The organism is Weizmannia acidilactici (genome assembly GCF_008974225.1).
GTDB lineage: Bacteria > Bacillota > Bacilli > Bacillales > Bacillaceae_C > Weizmannia > Weizmannia acidilactici.
Genome location: NZ_BKZR01000009.1, coordinates 63,548 through 79,630, shown reverse-complemented (window position 1 = coordinate 79,630; position 16,083 = coordinate 63,548). Strand labels below are relative to the sequence as shown.

The window sequence follows — 16,083 nt, the reverse complement described above, 5'->3', positions numbered from 1 at the left end:
ACACCCTGCTTTAAGTAAAAATGAAGGCATGGCTGGCCTTTATAGATTGCTAAGGAACGTTTCGAGAGAAAAATACAGGACAAACGGTTCTAACAAAGCGTGTAAGTGCCATTCGAAGGAGAAAAAACAGGTTGAACGGTCCTTACAAAGCGTCTAAGTGCCATTCGAAGGAGAAAAAACAGGTTGAACGGTTCTAACAGAGCGTCTAAGGACTGTTACAAGAAGCATTTTATAAACGTGGCTGCCCTAAAGTCAGTGAACTGACCCGGGGACACTATTTTAATGTACGGAAAGTAATCCGGGAATGCTGATGATTCCGAAAGGCACTCGCATTCCGTGGAGGATCTGCAAGCTTTCTACGCAGGAACCCCGCAAAATTCTCGAACAAAATCTATCGACTTCATTTTCCTGTTACCCCCCTTTTTCTCTAAATCTTGTAAATAAACGGCGAAATAGGAAGAAAAATCCCCTTTTCTGGAATGAAAGTGATTTTTTCCGGAAACAGAATGTGTTAGAATTGTAGAAAAGTTAACGATTTGGCAGGCGAGTAAGATTTTAGCAGCAAATTTTTGCATAAACATTCCACAAAAACAGCCGATATTTGAGGTAAGGGTATTCCGAGGTGAAAAGAGGGAATTGAATTGAGGAAGAGACTATTTTTTGCGTTTTTAGCAGCCTTTTTGTTTTATATAGTGGCCGGCGGTCCTGATGCATCGGCTGCAACCGTACAAACGCTCCGCGGCGTCGTAAAATACAGTTCCATCAATGTATATGCAACCCCGTCTGCGAAAGCGAAAGTACTGAAGCATTACACAAAAGGCGATGTTCTGTCGTTCCAGCCGGCTTCAACCGGTTACTATAAAATCAAAAGCACTTCGTTTACGGGCTATATCCGGACAAGCGATGTGGAAACGGCAACCCTGCATCCGGTTTCCGTGAAAGGCATCCTTTTGAAAAGCCCGACAAAGCTGTATTCAAAAGCAAGCACCTCGTCTGCCGCATTAAAATCGTATCCCCAGGGCACAGTGCTGACCTATAAAACATTTACATCCGGTTTTTACCAATATACGACACAAATCGGCAGCAAAACCGTGACGGGCTATATTGCCAAAAGCGATACGGAAAATGCGTCCTCATCGCAAACCGCGAAAACCGGAATTGTTTTGAAAAATCCGACGATACTTTATTCGCGGGCAAGCACCGGTTCATCTCCGCTAAAAACCTATGCACAGGGGACGAAGCTGACATATAAAACTTTTTCAGCCCATTGGTATACATACACAACAACTGTAAACGGCAAAACACGGACAGGCTATATTTATAAGAACGATGTGGAAGCCATTACCTCATCGCCGGTGACGAAGCGCGGGATTTCACTGCCGTCTTCCATGCCGGTTTACACACGGCCGAGCACGGTTTCGACGGTATTAAAACATTATGCGCAAGGCAGCCTCTTAACCTATAAAACTTTTACGTCCGGCTGGTATACGCTCAACGTGAAAGTGAACGGGAAAACGGTAACCGGTTATGTGAAAAAAAACGATATGGAAGCGGCGGCTGCAAGCCCGAAAACCATTGAAGGGTCTGCGGTGAAAAGCCCGACAAAAGTTTACGAGAGGGCTTCCACGGCTTCTTCCGTGCTGAAAAGCTATTATATTTATACGCCTCTAACCTACCAAACTTTTACATCCAAATGGTATACAACGACCGTAATGGTGAACGGCAAAAAAACGACCGGTTATATTTCGAAAAGCGATGTGGCGGTCGGGCCGTTTTACAAATATACCCATTACGGCCTGACTGTTCCGGAAATGGTGGCCATCCAGGCAAAAACGAATCCGCAGACCGATTTGTATGCATTCCATAATGCGTATGTCCTAAAATCCGCGGTTAAACTAAAAAAAGGGAGTACGACAAAAGGAACGGTCACCGTCGCTTCAGCAAAAGTACTAGAGCAGCCGAAATCGGGCTCCTGGGTGTACGGCACGCTGAAAAAAGATGCAGCAGTTACAATTGTATCTTCAAGCAATAAAACTTATTATCAAATTAAATACCAATCTTTCAGAAATGCAAAACCGGCTGATATTCAAACGTATGTCAATCCGGCGAATTATCCAAAAGTAAGCAGCGGGTATTTCCAATTCCTTGCGCTCGACCAGTATGCAGGTTCCAGTGTCGGCGAGCTCAATGACAAAATTTTAAAAGGAAAGGGCGTTTTAGAAGGCAAAGGCTCGGTATTCATTGATGCCAGCAAAAAGTACCATGTCAATGAACTGTATTTGATTTCCCATGCCCTGCTCGAAACCGGAAACGGGACATCTAAACTGGCGACCGGCATTAAAGTGAACGGCGTAACCATTTATAACATGTTCGGCATCCATGCTTATGACAGCGATCCGGACGGCACAGGTTCCAAATACGCTTACGAGCAGGGGTGGACATCGGTGGACAAGGCGATCGAAGGCGGGGCTGAATGGATCAGCAAAAATTATACCGCTATCGGGCAAAACAGCCTTTATACGATGCGCTGGAACCCTGTTTATGCGGACAAATATAACGGGGCTGCGCACCAATATGCCACGGATATCGGCTGGGCCGTCAAACAGGTGAACAATATTAAAAAATTATATGATCTTTTGGACCGATACACGCTTGTGTTTGACGTCCCGGTTTACCAGCAGTAAAAGCGGTGGCGTGTACTCCAAATTCCATAGCGGCGGGATGCCATCATGGCAGAGCCCGCCGCTTTTTTTGCTCGCCGGATTTCACACGGCGCCGGCCATGCAAACGGTGCTTATAATATATGAAAAAAAGCAAGAAAATTAGTAGTTTAGATCAAATCATAGTGGATAAATTGTCGGATAACAATTATAATGATAACAGTGAATTTCGGGTAAATATTTTGTTAAGATTTAATTAAGAAAGTCAGGGTACATTTAGTTTAGGACAAGTGAAACAGTTATCATGGTAAAAGTAATGATGGCGGCTTCACGATATTTTCAATCCTTATTGGTTATGATAAACCAAAGGAGGCAGCACATTGATATTCCTTACCTTGTTTATATGCTTTATGCTTACGATTTTTATTACGCCGCTGATTAAAAAACTTGCGGTACGCATCGGGGCAATAGACAAGCCGAACCAGCGGAAAGTCCATTTGAAAGTGATGCCCCGTTTAGGCGGGCTTGCCATATATGTCAGTTTTATTGCCGGGGTGCTGCTGCTCCGCCCGGATAATCCGCATTCCCTGCCGATTTTGCTCGGGAGCCTGATTATTATCATTACCGGCATTGCCGATGACATCAAAGAGCTGACACCGCGTGTAAAGCTAATCGGCCAGCTGGCTGCGGCGGTTGTTGTTGTATTGAGCGGAATCCATGTCGAATTCATTAACCTTCCTTTCGGGGGCCAACTGGAATTCGGGATTTTCAGTATTCCGCTTACGATTTTGTGGATCGTCGGCGTGACGAACGCGATTAATTTAATTGACGGGTTGGACGGGTTAGCCGCCGGGGTTTCTTCGATCGCGCTCTTGACCATTTCCGGCATGGCCATTATTATGGGCGATGCGTATGTGACAGTGATCGGTTTGGTTCTGATGGTCAGCACGGTTGGCTTCTTATTTTATAATTTTTACCCGGCTAAGATTTTTATGGGGGATACCGGGGCACTGTTCCTCGGCTATATGATTTCTGTGCTGTCTTTGCTCGGTTTTAAAAACGTTACATTTATCTCGTTGATTATTCCTGTACTGATTCTCGGGGTACCGATTTCCGATACATTCTTTGCGATTATCCGCCGGCTTGTCAACAAGCGGCCGCTGTCGGCACCGGACCGCTCGCATTTGCACCATTGTCTGCTGCGGCTCGGTTTTTCGCACCGGCAAGTGGTCCTGATCATTTACGCGATCGCTGCCATGTTCAGCCTGGCTGCATTGATCTTTTCGATGGCAACGCTCTGGGGTTCGCTCATCTTTATCGGCGTCATCCTGATCACGATCGAACTGTTCGTCGAAAGTATCGGCCTGGTCGGCAAAGATTACAAGCCGTTGTTGAATTTCATTAAAAACCGGTCTTAATCAAAAGCCCGGGGTGCTTTGCATGCGCCCCGGGCTTTCAGATTTATTCGGCATCCGTTTCCAGATACTGCTTTTCCCCTTCCGAAATGGCGGCCTGACCGTTTGTCAAATCGGCCATCCAATTTTGGAAGGCGTCCTGTTCCCCTTCTTTTACGTAAATGGACAGTTCCACCTGCTCCAAGTATTGGATTTCTTTGATTTGATACGGGGAGCTGTGTAGCGCGTTTTCGACTTTCCCGAGCCACGAATAATCCAATTTTACATGGAAAGTTGAAACAAGCGTCCTTTTCACAATACCTGCTGCACGGATGCCTTCTGAAGCCGCTTTGCTGTAAGCGCGGATCAACCCGCCGGCCCCAAGCTTAATGCCGCCGAAATAACGCGTCACGACCACAACGGCATCTTTCAAATCTTTCTTTTTCAACACTTCCAGCATCGGCACGCCTGCTGTTCCGGCCGGCTCGCCGTCATCGCTCGCTTTTTGAATGAGGTTTTGCTCGCCGATCATGTAGGCGGAGCAGTTGTGGGTCGCGTTCCAATGCTCTTTTTTGACAGCCTGGACAAACGCAAGCGCCTCCTCTTCCGATTCCGCCCTTTTTACATGGGCGATAAACCTCGATTTTTGAATATCAATTTCATGGCTCCCTTCGCCTTTTACAGTGAAATATTCTTTTAACATGGCAATCTTCCTTCGTCGAAATTCCAATATTTTACCTCATTATATCACGGTCGGAATATGTTATAATTTTTTATGTGTAAACTTAGAATCAGGGCTGTCTTGTGCACCGTATAATGGTATGTGTTTTCCCTACTAAAGTAGCTGGGAAATTAGTACCATTATACGGTTGTACTTTATTTTCAAATAGTCTAAACGCTGCTTTCGCGGTAAAATAACGTTATCACAGTGTGCCGGTTTGGATTGTCCTGCATCCGTCCGCCTTCTGTTCGGGAACTGATTCATCGACTATTCTTTTGGGGGAAGCAAGATGACATTAAAGACATTCGACTCCAAGGCATTGGACGCCATTTTGGAGAAAATGATTGTGACAGTTGAAGAAAGCAAGCATGAGATTTTTGAAATTGGCGAAAAGTGCCGGCAGGATTATGAAACGCTTGTAAAAGAGCTCGATGAAATCAAAGCCGCAGTGTCCGTTGTGATTCAGCAAACGGATGAACTGGAAACGAAATCGCGGTTTGCAAGGCTGCGGCTGGCTGAAGTAAGCAGGCATTTCCGGGATTTTTCCGAACAACAGGTGCAGGAAGCCTACGAAAAGGCACACATGATCCAAACCCAGCTGTCGATGAACAGGCAGCGCGAAATCCATCTGCGCGAAAGAAGAAACGAATTGGAACGACGGCTTCATTCTTTAAAAGATACGATTGAACGGGCCAATCACCTCATCTCGCAAACGACCGTTGTGTTAAACTATTTAACAAGCGACTTGCGCAATATCAGCGAAGCGATCGAAGACGCAAAGCATAAGCAGGAGTTCGGGCTCCGGGTCATCGAAGCGCAGGAGGAAGAGCGGAAACGCATTTCACGGGAGATCCACGACGGGCCGGCGCAAATGCTGGCCAATATGTTGATCCGTTCCGACTTGGTGGAAAAAATATACCACGAACGCGGCGTGGAGGAAGCACTCGAAGAAATCCGCAATTTAAAAGAATTGGTCCGCGGTTCGTTAAAAGAAGTCCGGCGCATCATTTACGATTTACGGCCGATGGCATTGGATGATCTCGGCTTAATTCCGACCCTCAGAAAATATTTGTCTACCGTCGAAAATTATAATCAGAATACGATCATTACCTATACGCATTTAGGAGAAGAAAGAAGGCTCCTGACCAATTACGAAATTGCGGTTTTCCGGCTCGTCCAGGAATCCGTACAAAATGCTTTAAAACATTCGAAGGCGACGGAAATCCAAGTGAAAACGGAGCTGAGGAAAAACAGTTTTATTGCCATTGTCAAAGATAATGGCGTCGGCTTTGATGTCAACAGCATACGTGAAGGTGCATTCGGGATTGTCGGCATGAGAGAGCGTGTCGGCCTTTTAAATGGTGAAATTTCCATCCATTCGAAAATCGGAGCGGGGACATTGATCATTATCCAAATCCCGCTGCAATAAATATGGAAAAGGAGGAAAGAGAGAATGACGGTGAAAATTGCGATCATCGACGACCATCAGTTGTTCCGTGAAGGCGTGAAACGGATCCTTGAATTTGAAAAAACGTTCGAAGTCGTGGCAGAGGGAGAAGACGGGGAAGACGCGCTCGGCATCATTGAAAAATACCATCCCGATGTCGTGTTGATGGATATCAACATGCCGCACGAAAACGGGGTGGAGGCAACAAGAAAGCTGATCGAGACTTATCCGGATACGAAAATTATCATTCTTTCCATCCACGATGATGAATCATACGTTACACACACGTTAAAATCGGGCGCAACCGGTTACTTGTTGAAAGAAATGGATTCGGATGCGCTGATCGAAGCCGTAAAAGTTGTTGCGGACGGCGGCAGCTACCTGCATCCGAAAATTACCCGCAATTTGGTGGAAGAATTCCGGAAATTGTCAAACCGCTATGCATCCGACGGGGCATACCGGCAGCCGGAAGTCGTCCAGCCGTTGCATTTATTGACCCCGCGTGAATGTGAGGTATTGCAATTATTGGCTGACGGCAAAAGCAACCGCGCGATCGGCGACTGTTTATACATAAGCGAAAAAACTGTGAAAAACCACGTCAGCAATATTTTGCAGAAATTGAAAGTCAATGACCGCACACAGGCAGTCGTGATGGCGATTAAGAACGGATGGGTCAAAGTACGGTAAGGGAAAACCTTGGTTGTACATTTTTTAATGTATTGCCGAGGTTTTTTATTTTTGGAGAGGCGGAAAGCAGCGGTGAATCAGCATGTGGATCCGATTTATCGCCGGAAACGGGAGAAGTTTGAAAAATCAGCGGAAATCTTTATTTTATCGGCGAAAACAGTAAAGAAATCGGCGGATAGGTTATAAATCGGACGGATGGCATACCCGGTCGGCTTTTCAAACGGCTGCTTATTTTATACAATGGAGGAGATCAGACAAGCGGAAGGGAGAGGGAAAAATGAGAACGGTCATTGTCACCGACAGTACCGCTTACATCCCGCAAGAAATACGCGAACGATATTCTATTTATATGATTCCGTTAAATGTTATTTTCGGCCGGGAAGAATACCGGGAAGAAATTGATATTACGGCAGATGAATTTTTTGAAAAAATGCGCATGTCGGACAAGCTGCCGACTTCCTCCCAGCCGTCGACCGGTCAGTTTGTGGAACTCTTTGAACAGCTGTCGAAAGATTATGATGCCATTATCAGCATCCATTTATCCAAAAAAATCAGCGGAACATACCAGGGCGCGATCACAGCGGCCGGCATGGTCGAAGGTGTAAAAGTGTATCCTTATAATTCCGGCTGGAGCTGCATGGCGCAGGGCTTTTTTGCGATTGATGCGGCAAAAATGGCGCTTGAAGGAAAAGAACCGGAAGAAATCCTTGCCCGCCTTGATGAATTAAAAGCATCCACCAAGGCATATTTTATGGTGAATGACTTAACGCATCTCCAGCGCGGCGGAAGGCTGTCCGGCTCGCAGGCGCTCATCGGCAGCCTGTTAAAAATCAAACCGCTTTTGACGTTTGTCGATGATGAAATTGTACCGTTTGAAAAAATCCGCACCCAGAAAAAAGCGTTAAACCGCATTTATGACCTGCTTGCCGAAGATGTGAACAAGGGCTTTCCGCTCAAATGTTCGATCATCCACGCCAACCGCAAGGAACAGGCGCTTGAAATTAAAGATGAACTAGAAATACGGTTTCCGACCGTTGATTTTTCGATCAGCTATTTCGGCCCGGTCATTGCCACCCATCTTGGGGAAGGCGCGATCGGGATTGCATGGATGCTGAAATAACAGTTTAAAAAAGAAGGGGATGTTCCAAAGTCGTTTTTGGAACAACCATCGTTTTTAAGAGCTTCGAAAGACCATTAGAATAAAATATTTTCATGGAACGGTTCTAAGAATCATGATAAAGTCGATTCGAGTTCCTTTTACTCCCGCGACCGGCACTTAGAAGCGGTATCAAGAGCGTTTGAACAAAGTTTTACGCAAAAAACCGTATTTTGAAAATCTATCAGGGCGTTATGAGCTAAAACTTCTTGATGAAAAGGGGCTTTTTGGACAGCCCCTTCTCCCCCACAAACGAACAAAGGAGTGAACGGATTTGTCCTTGAATCTCCCTGCTTTTTCGGAAGAACTCCAGCACCACCTCTTCGGACGCAAACTCCTCAAATCTGAAATCCCTTTTTCACCCGAACTGCTGGAAATGCATAAAAAACATGGCTGGATCCACTATGAACAAGGAATCCGGGGGGAATTCCCGAACTGCATCTGCCTGCGCTGCGGCAATCAAGAGGCGCATCTTTTCGCAGTATTCCCGTGTGCCCATTGCGGAAAATCCAGCGTATACTGCCGCAACTGCCTGATGATGGGGCGGGTCACTTCCTGCCGGCCGCTTGTCAGCTGGACGGGCCCCGAACCCGCATTCCACCCGCCTGCGCAGCCGCTTCAATGGGAAGGAATGCTTTCCGAAGGGCAGCAGGCTGCATCAAAAGCGGTCATGGATGCCGTCCTGAAGAAAAAAGAGATGCTCGTTTGGGCTGTTTGCGGTGCAGGGAAAACCGAAATCTTATTTAATGGAATCGAAGCGGCGATCAAAAACGGCGGGCGCGTTTGCATCGCAACACCACGGACGGACGTCGTACTCGAACTCGCCCCCCGTTTTCGGCGCGTTTTTCCGGACATCAGCATTGCCGCATTGTACGGCGGCAGCCCTGACCGCTACAAATGGGCGCAGCTCGTCCTTTCCACAACCCATCAGCTTTACCGCTTTAAAGCCGCTTTTGACACGATGATTGTCGATGAAGTGGACGCTTTCCCGTACACATATGATGAAACATTGCAGCGGGCAGTAAAAAAAGCCGCCAAGGAATCATGCGCGCACATTTATTTGACCGCAACCCCGAATGAAACATGGCAGCGCGAATGCCGGAAAGGATTGCGCCCGTTTGTCACGATCCCGGCACGGTACCACCGCCGTCCGCTTCCCGTCCCCGAAATGAAATGGGCGGGCAACTGGCGCAAAGCTTTTGAAAAAGGAAGGCTGCCCCGCCCGGTTGAAGCTTGGGTTAAACATCGGCTTGATGTCGGAAAACAGACGCTCCTTTTTCTCCCCAATATCAGGCTGATGAAAATAGCGGAGCCGCTCTTCAAGAAACTTCACCCGGATATTGAGTCGGTGCATGCCGAAGATCCGGAAAGGAAAGAGAAAGTCGGGAGGATGCGCGCCGGAAAAACCCCGGTTTTGTTAACGACCACCATTCTCGAGCGCGGCGTGACTTTCCCGAATATTGACGTCGCTGTTGTCGGGGCGGAAGATGCCATTTTCACGGAAGCCGCCCTCGTGCAAATTGCGGGCAGGGCCGGAAGAAGTGCCGATTTTCCGACAGGCGTCGTGACGTTTTTCCATTATGGGAGATCACAAGCAATGGTAAAAGCGCAGCGCCATATTTCAGCGATGAATGAAGAAGCAAGAAAGCGGGGGCTGATTGATGAGTGAGTATTGTTTATTTTGCCATCAGCCGCTCCACTCCAGGCTTTCATGGCGGGCGCTCATTTTTCCGCAGCGGGAATCCCCGCTTTGCGAAGATTGCCGCGCCAGATTGGAGAAAATCGCGCCGCCAGTTTGCAAAAAATGCTGCCGGCCGCTTGCGAAGCTCGATCCCGCCTATGTGCAAGGGAATATATGCCTTGACTGCGCGAAATGGGAAAAAGATCCGGAATGGGCGGGCGTACTTGAAGAAAACATATCCATTTATGCATATAATAATTTTTGCAAAGAAGTTTTTACCCGCTTTAAGTTCCGCGGCGACTATATTTTGGCCGCCATTTTTGCAGACGGCATCCGGCAGGCGTCAGCATCGTGCGATTTTGACTTGATTGTGCCGGTCCCGCTGAGCGCAGAACGGTTATCAGACCGGCTGTTTAACCAGGCGGAGGCGCTTGCCCGGGCTGCAGGCCTCACACCAACGCCCCTGCTTCGGCGCACCCATACCGAAAAGCAGTCGAAAAAAACGCGCCAGGAACGTATCCGCCAATCGCAATTTTTTCATGTGGAAAAAACGGCTCCCATCGAAGGCCGCACCATCTTATTGATTGACGATATTTACACAACCGGCTCGACCGTCCACCATGCGGCAAGAGCTTTGCGGGAAGCGGGCGCCGAAAAAGTATATTCTTTAACAGCGGCCCGGGGTTAAAAAAACGAAATTTATGCCGATAAAAAGGATAGAAAACGAACGGCGACGGATAAAAAGGGAGGCGGATCGGATGGCGAAGTTGGAAAACTGTCCGAATTGCGGTAAATTATTTATCAAAAATTCCGTTCGCGATGTATGCGAAGACTGCTACAGAGAGGAAGAAGCTGCATTTGACCGCGTTTCCAATTTTTTAAAGAAACGCGAAAACCGCGCGGCGACGGTGCAAACGATTGTTGAAAAAAATAATGTGCCGGAAAAGCTCGTTTACAAATGGGTGCGGAAAGGCCGCCTGCTTACGGCCCATTTCCCAAACCTGGCGTATCCGTGCGACCGTTGCGGCAAATTAATCCAATCGGGAAAAATATGCGAAGACTGTGCAAAAGCGATTTCCGAAGATCTCGAACGCTTTGAAAAAGAAAAGAAATGGGAAGAAAAAGTGAGGAAAAAGACTTATCACTTTAAGTAAAGTAAACATTCCGCTTGTTTATCCGATATATTGGATGGTGAATTTGCGCGGAAACCTTAAAAAAGGGGTGAACACTTTGAAGATCAATCACATTAACAGTTCGGGGATCAATCCGTATCAGCGCCAGATCAGCCAGCAGACGCAGCGGGCTAATAAAAGCAGCCAAAAGACGGACAAAGTCGAAATTTCTTCCGAAGCAAAAGAATTGCAAAAGGCCTCCCAACTCGAACAGGAACGGAGTCGAAAAATCGCCGCTTTAAAACAGCAGGTGCAAAACGGAACGTATCAAACAGATGCCGAAAAAACAGCTGAAGGCATTTTGAAATATTTTACGGGCAAGTAAGGAGGGCTGCCCATGTCCGCAGAAAAATTAATTGCATGCCTGGAAAAATTGGAAAAACTTCATAACAGCCTGTTCAAACTGGCCTGTGAAAAAACGGAGGTCATAAAAAATCAGGATATGGAGCGTCTCCAGAAAATGGTGAATGAAGAGCAGGCTCATATCCGGGCAATTTCAGCTCTGGAAAAAGAACGGGAAAAATGTGCGCGTGCTTTTACAGGATCCGATCATCCTGTTACGGTTACGGAATGCATTGCGGCCGCTTCAGGGGAAGAACGCACACAGCTTGAGGCGTTACGGAAGCGCCTCATAAACGCAGTGGACAAGCTGAAAAGACAAAACGACTTGAATCAAATGCTCATCTATCAGGCCCTTCAATTTGTGAACCTCACCCTCGATTTGATTTATCCGAAGACACAGCCCGCAACATATGCGCCGCCGTCCAGGCAGCCGGTACAGGCGGGCGGAAAGCCGAGATTTGATTCAAAAGTATAGCAGGTTATTGAATAAAAAACACGGAGGAGAGAAGATACGGTGTCCACTTTCTTTGGATTAGAAACGGCAAAGCGAGCTTTAGCCGCCCAGCAAAACGCCCTGTACACGGTCGGGCAGAACGTGGCGAATGCGAATACGGAAGGATACACAAGGCAGCGCGTCAATTTAACGGCCACCGACCCCTACCCGGCTGCTTCCATGAACCGCCCGGCGATTGCCGGACAAATCGGGACAGGCGTGGAAGCGGGCGAAATACAGCGGATTCGGGACAAATACCTGGATGTCCAGTACCGGGAAAACAACAGCAAGCTGGGCTACTGGACGGCAAAATCCGATGCCTTGAGCAAAATGGAAAGTGTCATGGATGAAACCGATTCGGACAGCAGTTTATCAAATACAATGGAAGCTTTCTGGGAATCGCTCCAGGATTTAAGTACCAACCCGGAAGATGTATCTGCCCGGTCTGTCGTACTGGAGCGGGGGAAAACATTGACCGATACTCTCCATTATTTAAGCGAGACGCTTTCCCAGGATAAAAAGGATGTCGGAAGCGAAATCAGCGTATCCGTAAATGACATCAACTCGATTTTGGAACAAATCAGCGATTTAAATAAACAAATCGCAGCCCTTGAGCCAAACGGCTATTTGCCGAACGACCTGTACGACAAACGGGACATCTTAGTGGACAAATTGTCGTCTTATTTAAATATTACTGTGGAAACGGAAAAAAGCGGAGGGAATGCGAAGGCGAATGCGGACGGCATTTATAATATCAAAATGATGGCAGCAGACGGCACAAGCGTTTACCTCGTCCAGGGCAGCAGCTACAATTCTGTTGAAGTGCAGAACGGCGTTGACAGCGACGGCGACAATATCATTGACAGCCCGCCGGCAAGCGGGGAAATGGTTGGCATTACTGTCGGCGGTATACAATTTGCTGTTTCGGACGCAAACGGCAATGTAACTTTCCCGCAAGGCAAACTGCTCGGATTAATTGAAAGCTACGGCTATCAATATACGGACGCAAACGGCAATACAGTTGAAGCCGGTACTTATCCGGAAATGCTTGACAGCTTGGATAAACTGGCGTATACATTCGGCACTGTTTTTAACGCCGTCCACGAAAAAGGAACGGATCTGGAAGGAAACGCCGGCACAGCTTTCTTTACCTTTGGCAGTCTGACGGATTACAAGGGCGCAGCGGATGCGATCAGCGTCAACAGCAGCCTCACTTACAGCAAGATTGCCGCTTCGGCAAACGGAGATCCGGGAGATGGTTCGAACGCGATTAATCTCGCAAGTGTGGAAGATTTTGATTTAAGCAGCAATGCTGTTTCATTGGAAGGTTTCAGCAGCATGCTCAACATCGCTTCACTCGGATTGCCGTTTACAACCGGTACGATCAACAGCAATTACGAAGGCATCATTGGGAAACTGGGCGTCGATGCGGAACGGGCGAACAACCTCGAAGCAAACAGCAGTTCACTTCTTGAATCTGTTGAAACGAACCGGCAGTCTGTCAGCTCGGTTTCGCTCGATGAGGAACTGACGAATATGATCAAATACCAACAAGCCTATAACGCGGCAGCCAGGATGATTACGATGAACGACGAATTGCTTGATAAAATCATCAGCGGCATGGGCGTTGTAGGCAGATAGGCAGGTGAAAAACGATGCGCATAACCCAATCCATGCTCGCCAGGAATTTTCTTAACAATTTAAATACGAGCTACAGCAAACTCGCAAAATATCAGGAACAGCTTGCATCCGGGAAAAAAATCAATAAGCTTTCCGATGATCCGTTATCTGCGATGAAAGGCATCTCGTATAGGAGAACCGTTGCGCAAGTAAAACAATATGAAGACAATTTCTTGGAAGCCAGTACTTGGATTGAAACGACAAACGATGCTTTGGACGAGGCCAACCAGGTGCTGCAGCGGATCCGCGAACTGGTAGTGGAAGGGTCAACCGATACTGAAACCCCTTCGGACCGGCAGTCAATCGCCGACGAAGTGGAACAGCTCCGCGACCAGCTTGTCGATATTGCCAATACGAAAGTCAATGACAAATATATTTTTAACGGCACGAACACAACAGAAAAGCCGATCAGCACCGATATCAGCACATTTGACGGGAGCACGACACTCGGCATCAACAACAACCCGGTCAAAATCGAACTTTCGAAAGGCATTTACCTGCAAGTCAACGCCGATGGTTCGAAAGTATTTTCCGACGATCTCTTTAAAGACTTGAATGACTTAATCAGCGATTTAAATGCCGGCACGTCAGCAAATGGCTTCGACAGGTACCTGGATACAATCGATGCCCATATCGACAATGTGCTGAGCGAACTTTCGCAAACCGGCGCCCGCAGCAACCGTCTGGATCTCATGAAAGAACGCGTATCCCAGCAGGAACTTACAGCGACAGAAATCATGTCCAATAACGAAGACGTGGATATCGACCAGGTTTACACGGATTTTTCCGTTGCTTCAGGCGCTTATACCGCTGCATTGAAAGTCGGCGCGCAAGTCATTCAGCCGACGCTGCTGGACTTTTTAAAATAATCTATGGACACCATCTTGATATACTGGATGGCCTTCCTTTATATCAGGATGGTGCCGTTTTTTATATGTTAGGAGGCTGAAGAATGAAGCGCAATACAAAATACCACGGCGAAATCGAAATCAGCGAATCGGACATTTGGCATTTTGAAAACGGCATTCCGGGCTTTCCGGATGAAAAGGCATTTGTTTTACTCCCGATCTTGGACAACGGCGTTTATATGGTCCTGCAGTCGGTGATGACGCCTTATGTCGCTTTTGTGATCACAAGCCCGTTTTTGTTTTTCAGGGATTATGAATTCAATATTGATGATGCCACGCTCGAGCAGCTTTCAATCGAAAAAGAAGAAGACGTTCTCGTGTATGCCATCTTAACGGTCAGGAACCCGTTTGCCAATACAACAGCCAACCTGCAGGCGCCGCTGATTTTAAATCAAAAGAACCATCAGGCGAAACAGCTGATTTTAAACGATCCGAAATACAAAACAAGGCACCCGCTCTTTGCAAATAAGTCCGGGAAGGTAAAGGGGTGAGACGATGCTGATCCTGTCTAGAAGAAAAGGCGAATCGATCCAAATCGGCGACGACATCGAAATCACCATCGCCGCCATCCAGGGTGACCAGGTCAAAATCGGCATCAACGCCCCGAAACATATCGAAATCCACCGCAAAGAAGTCTATCTTGAAATCCAGCGAGAAAACACAGTTGCGGCACAAGGCATACAAGGGCTGCTTGGGTTGTTAAAAGAACATAATGGGAAGTAAGGAAACCGGTCGTTTGCGATGTTCGTTTTTTTCATCTATTTTTTCTTCAAAACTATTAAACATTTGCACATATGGCCGATATAAAAAATGAGCGGGGGAACAGGGCGGCCGACCTGGGAACCCGGAAAAAACCAGGTCCACAAGGAAGTGGGTCGACAATATTCAAGGAGGAAAGATAGATGATTATCAACCACAACCTTGCAGCGTTGAACACGTTGAACAGATTAAATGCAGCAACAAATGCACAAAGCAAAGCAATGCAAAAACTTTCTTCAGGCCTTCGCATCAACAGTGCGGCTGATGACGCAGCCGGTCTCGCAATCTCTGAAAAAATGCGTTCCCAAATCCGTGGTTTGGACCAGGCAACAAACAATGCACAGGATGGCATTTCTTTGCTTCAAACTGCTGAAGGTGCATTGAATGAAACGCATGACATTTTACAACGTATGCGTGAATTGGCTGTTCAAGGTGCGAACGATACGAATACTACAGAGGACCGCAACCAAATCCAAACAGAATTGAACCAGTTGATGTCGGAAATTGACCGTATTGCGAAAACTACTCAATTTAACACGCAAAACCTTTTGGGCGGCACCTTTTCTGCTACTTTACAAGTAGGGGCAAATGCGGGACAAATTATTACTTTCTCTATTTCTGCAATGGATACTACCGGTCTCAGCCTTGGTACAAATATTGCTGTAAGTTCAAATGCTGCAGCAAGTACTGCAATTTCTGCTTTAGACAAAGCTATTAAACTTGTTTCATCACAAAGATCTAATCTTGGTGCACTTGAAAACCGCTTAGATCATACTATTAACAACTTGACGACTTCTTCAGAAAACTTGACTTCCGCTGAATCACGTATCCGGGATGTTGATATGGCGAAAGAAATGTCTGAAGAAACAAAGGACTCAATCCTTGCACAAGCTGCTCAAGCAATGTTGGCTCAAGCAAACCAACAACCACAGCAAGTATTGCAACTTCTTCGTTAATTATTTGTATTTATTGGCACCAATCAA

Annotated in this window: 16 protein-coding genes; 15 read left to right on the top strand and 1 reads right to left on the bottom strand. The window is 47.0% G+C overall.

The annotated features are described in order from the left end of the window. Positions 1–641 precede the first annotated feature (641 nt). Positions 642–2,684 carry a glucosaminidase domain-containing protein gene (locus GBH70_RS05095; protein ID WP_151680021.1) on the top strand — a complete coding sequence of 681 codons (2,043 nt, stop codon included), beginning with the start codon at positions 642–644 and terminating at the stop codon, positions 2,682–2,684. 356 nt (positions 2,685–3,040) lie between these two features. Further along, positions 3,041–4,078, top strand: a complete 1,038-nt coding sequence (locus GBH70_RS05090; protein WP_151680020.1) for a glycosyltransferase family 4 protein — start codon at positions 3,041–3,043, stop codon at positions 4,076–4,078. Positions 4,079–4,121: 43 nt separating this feature from the next. Here GBH70_RS05090 and GBH70_RS05085 read toward each other — a convergent pair whose 3' ends face one another. Then, on the bottom strand, positions 4,122–4,757 hold the full coding sequence (locus GBH70_RS05085; protein ID WP_151680047.1) for a YigZ family protein: 636 nt from the start codon (positions 4,755–4,757) through the stop codon (positions 4,122–4,124). A 307-nt stretch (positions 4,758–5,064) separates the two neighbouring features. Here GBH70_RS05085 and GBH70_RS05080 point away from each other — a divergent pair, with 307 nt between their 5' ends. From GBH70_RS05080 to GBH70_RS05020, 13 genes are all read left to right on the top strand, one after another. Beyond that, positions 5,065–6,204, top strand: coding sequence for a sensor histidine kinase (locus GBH70_RS05080; protein ID WP_151680019.1), 1,140 nt, complete (start codon positions 5,065–5,067; stop codon positions 6,202–6,204). Positions 6,205–6,228: 24 nt separating this feature from the next. After that, positions 6,229–6,909, top strand: coding sequence for a response regulator (locus tag GBH70_RS05075; RefSeq protein ID WP_151680018.1), 681 nt, complete (start codon positions 6,229–6,231; stop codon positions 6,907–6,909). Between the two features lie 277 nt (positions 6,910–7,186). Continuing rightward, positions 7,187–8,029 carry a DegV family protein gene (locus GBH70_RS05070; RefSeq protein WP_151680017.1) on the top strand — a complete coding sequence of 281 codons (843 nt, stop codon included), beginning with the start codon at positions 7,187–7,189 and terminating at the stop codon, positions 8,027–8,029. A gap of 310 nt (positions 8,030–8,339) precedes the next feature. After that, positions 8,340–9,734: an ATP-dependent helicase ComFA gene (locus tag GBH70_RS05065; protein WP_272482984.1), complete on the top strand. Its 1,395-nt coding sequence runs from the start codon at positions 8,340–8,342 to the stop codon at positions 9,732–9,734. Next, positions 9,727–10,434, top strand: a complete 708-nt coding sequence (locus tag GBH70_RS05060; RefSeq protein ID WP_151680016.1) for a ComF family protein — start codon at positions 9,727–9,729, stop codon at positions 10,432–10,434. Before GBH70_RS05065 ends, GBH70_RS05060 begins: the two co-directional genes overlap by 8 nt. Positions 10,435–10,504: 70 nt before the next feature. After that, positions 10,505–10,900 (top strand): TIGR03826 family flagellar region protein, encoded by a 396-nt coding sequence (locus tag GBH70_RS05055; RefSeq protein WP_151680015.1) that lies wholly within the window; start codon positions 10,505–10,507, stop codon positions 10,898–10,900. Between the two features lie 76 nt (positions 10,901–10,976). Beyond that, positions 10,977–11,243, top strand: coding sequence for a flagellar biosynthesis anti-sigma factor FlgM (gene flgM / locus GBH70_RS05050; protein WP_151680014.1), 267 nt, complete (start codon positions 10,977–10,979; stop codon positions 11,241–11,243). 12 nt (positions 11,244–11,255) lie between these two features. Then, a complete protein-coding gene (locus tag GBH70_RS05045) occupies positions 11,256–11,735 on the top strand; it encodes a flagellar protein FlgN (RefSeq protein ID WP_151680013.1) in 480 nt (159 codons plus the stop codon). A gap of 39 nt (positions 11,736–11,774) precedes the next feature. Next, entirely contained in the window at positions 11,775–13,394 is a 1,620-nt protein-coding gene (flgK, locus tag GBH70_RS05040) for a flagellar hook-associated protein FlgK (RefSeq protein ID WP_151680012.1), read from the top strand. Positions 13,395–13,408: 14 nt separating this feature from the next. Continuing rightward, a complete protein-coding gene (flgL, locus tag GBH70_RS05035; RefSeq protein ID WP_151680011.1) occupies positions 13,409–14,302 on the top strand; it encodes a flagellar hook-associated protein FlgL in 894 nt (297 codons plus the stop codon). An 83-nt stretch (positions 14,303–14,385) separates the two neighbouring features. Continuing rightward, positions 14,386–14,832, top strand: a complete 447-nt coding sequence (fliW, locus tag GBH70_RS05030; RefSeq protein ID WP_151680010.1) for a flagellar assembly protein FliW — start codon at positions 14,386–14,388, stop codon at positions 14,830–14,832. Between the two features lie 4 nt (positions 14,833–14,836). Continuing rightward, positions 14,837–15,064, top strand: a complete 228-nt coding sequence (csrA, locus tag GBH70_RS05025) for a carbon storage regulator CsrA (protein WP_151680009.1) — start codon at positions 14,837–14,839, stop codon at positions 15,062–15,064. 179 nt (positions 15,065–15,243) lie between these two features. Next, positions 15,244–16,056: a flagellin N-terminal helical domain-containing protein gene (locus GBH70_RS05020; protein ID WP_151680008.1), complete on the top strand. Its 813-nt coding sequence runs from the start codon at positions 15,244–15,246 to the stop codon at positions 16,054–16,056. Positions 16,057–16,083 lie beyond the last annotated feature (27 nt).

Coding starts and splice junctions, on each gene's coding strand:
- fliW (WP_151680010.1), top strand. CDS start 14,386: ATGAAGCGCAATACAAAATACCACGGCGAAATCGAAATCAGCGAATCG.
- csrA (WP_151680009.1), top strand. CDS start 14,837: ATGCTGATCCTGTCTAGAAGAAAAGGCGAATCGATCCAAATCGGCGAC.
- GBH70_RS05045 (WP_151680013.1), top strand. CDS start 11,256: ATGTCCGCAGAAAAATTAATTGCATGCCTGGAAAAATTGGAAAAACTT.
- GBH70_RS05060 (WP_151680016.1), top strand. CDS start 9,727: ATGAGTGAGTATTGTTTATTTTGCCATCAGCCGCTCCACTCCAGGCTT.
- GBH70_RS05055 (WP_151680015.1), top strand. CDS start 10,505: ATGGCGAAGTTGGAAAACTGTCCGAATTGCGGTAAATTATTTATCAAA.
- GBH70_RS05085 (WP_151680047.1), bottom strand. CDS start 4,757: ATGTTAAAAGAATATTTCACTGTAAAAGGCGAAGGGAGCCATGAAATT.
- GBH70_RS05075 (WP_151680018.1), top strand. CDS start 6,229: ATGACGGTGAAAATTGCGATCATCGACGACCATCAGTTGTTCCGTGAA.
- flgL (WP_151680011.1), top strand. CDS start 13,409: ATGCGCATAACCCAATCCATGCTCGCCAGGAATTTTCTTAACAATTTA.
- GBH70_RS05080 (WP_151680019.1), top strand. CDS start 5,065: ATGACATTAAAGACATTCGACTCCAAGGCATTGGACGCCATTTTGGAG.
- GBH70_RS05070 (WP_151680017.1), top strand. CDS start 7,187: ATGAGAACGGTCATTGTCACCGACAGTACCGCTTACATCCCGCAAGAA.
- GBH70_RS05020 (WP_151680008.1), top strand. CDS start 15,244: ATGATTATCAACCACAACCTTGCAGCGTTGAACACGTTGAACAGATTA.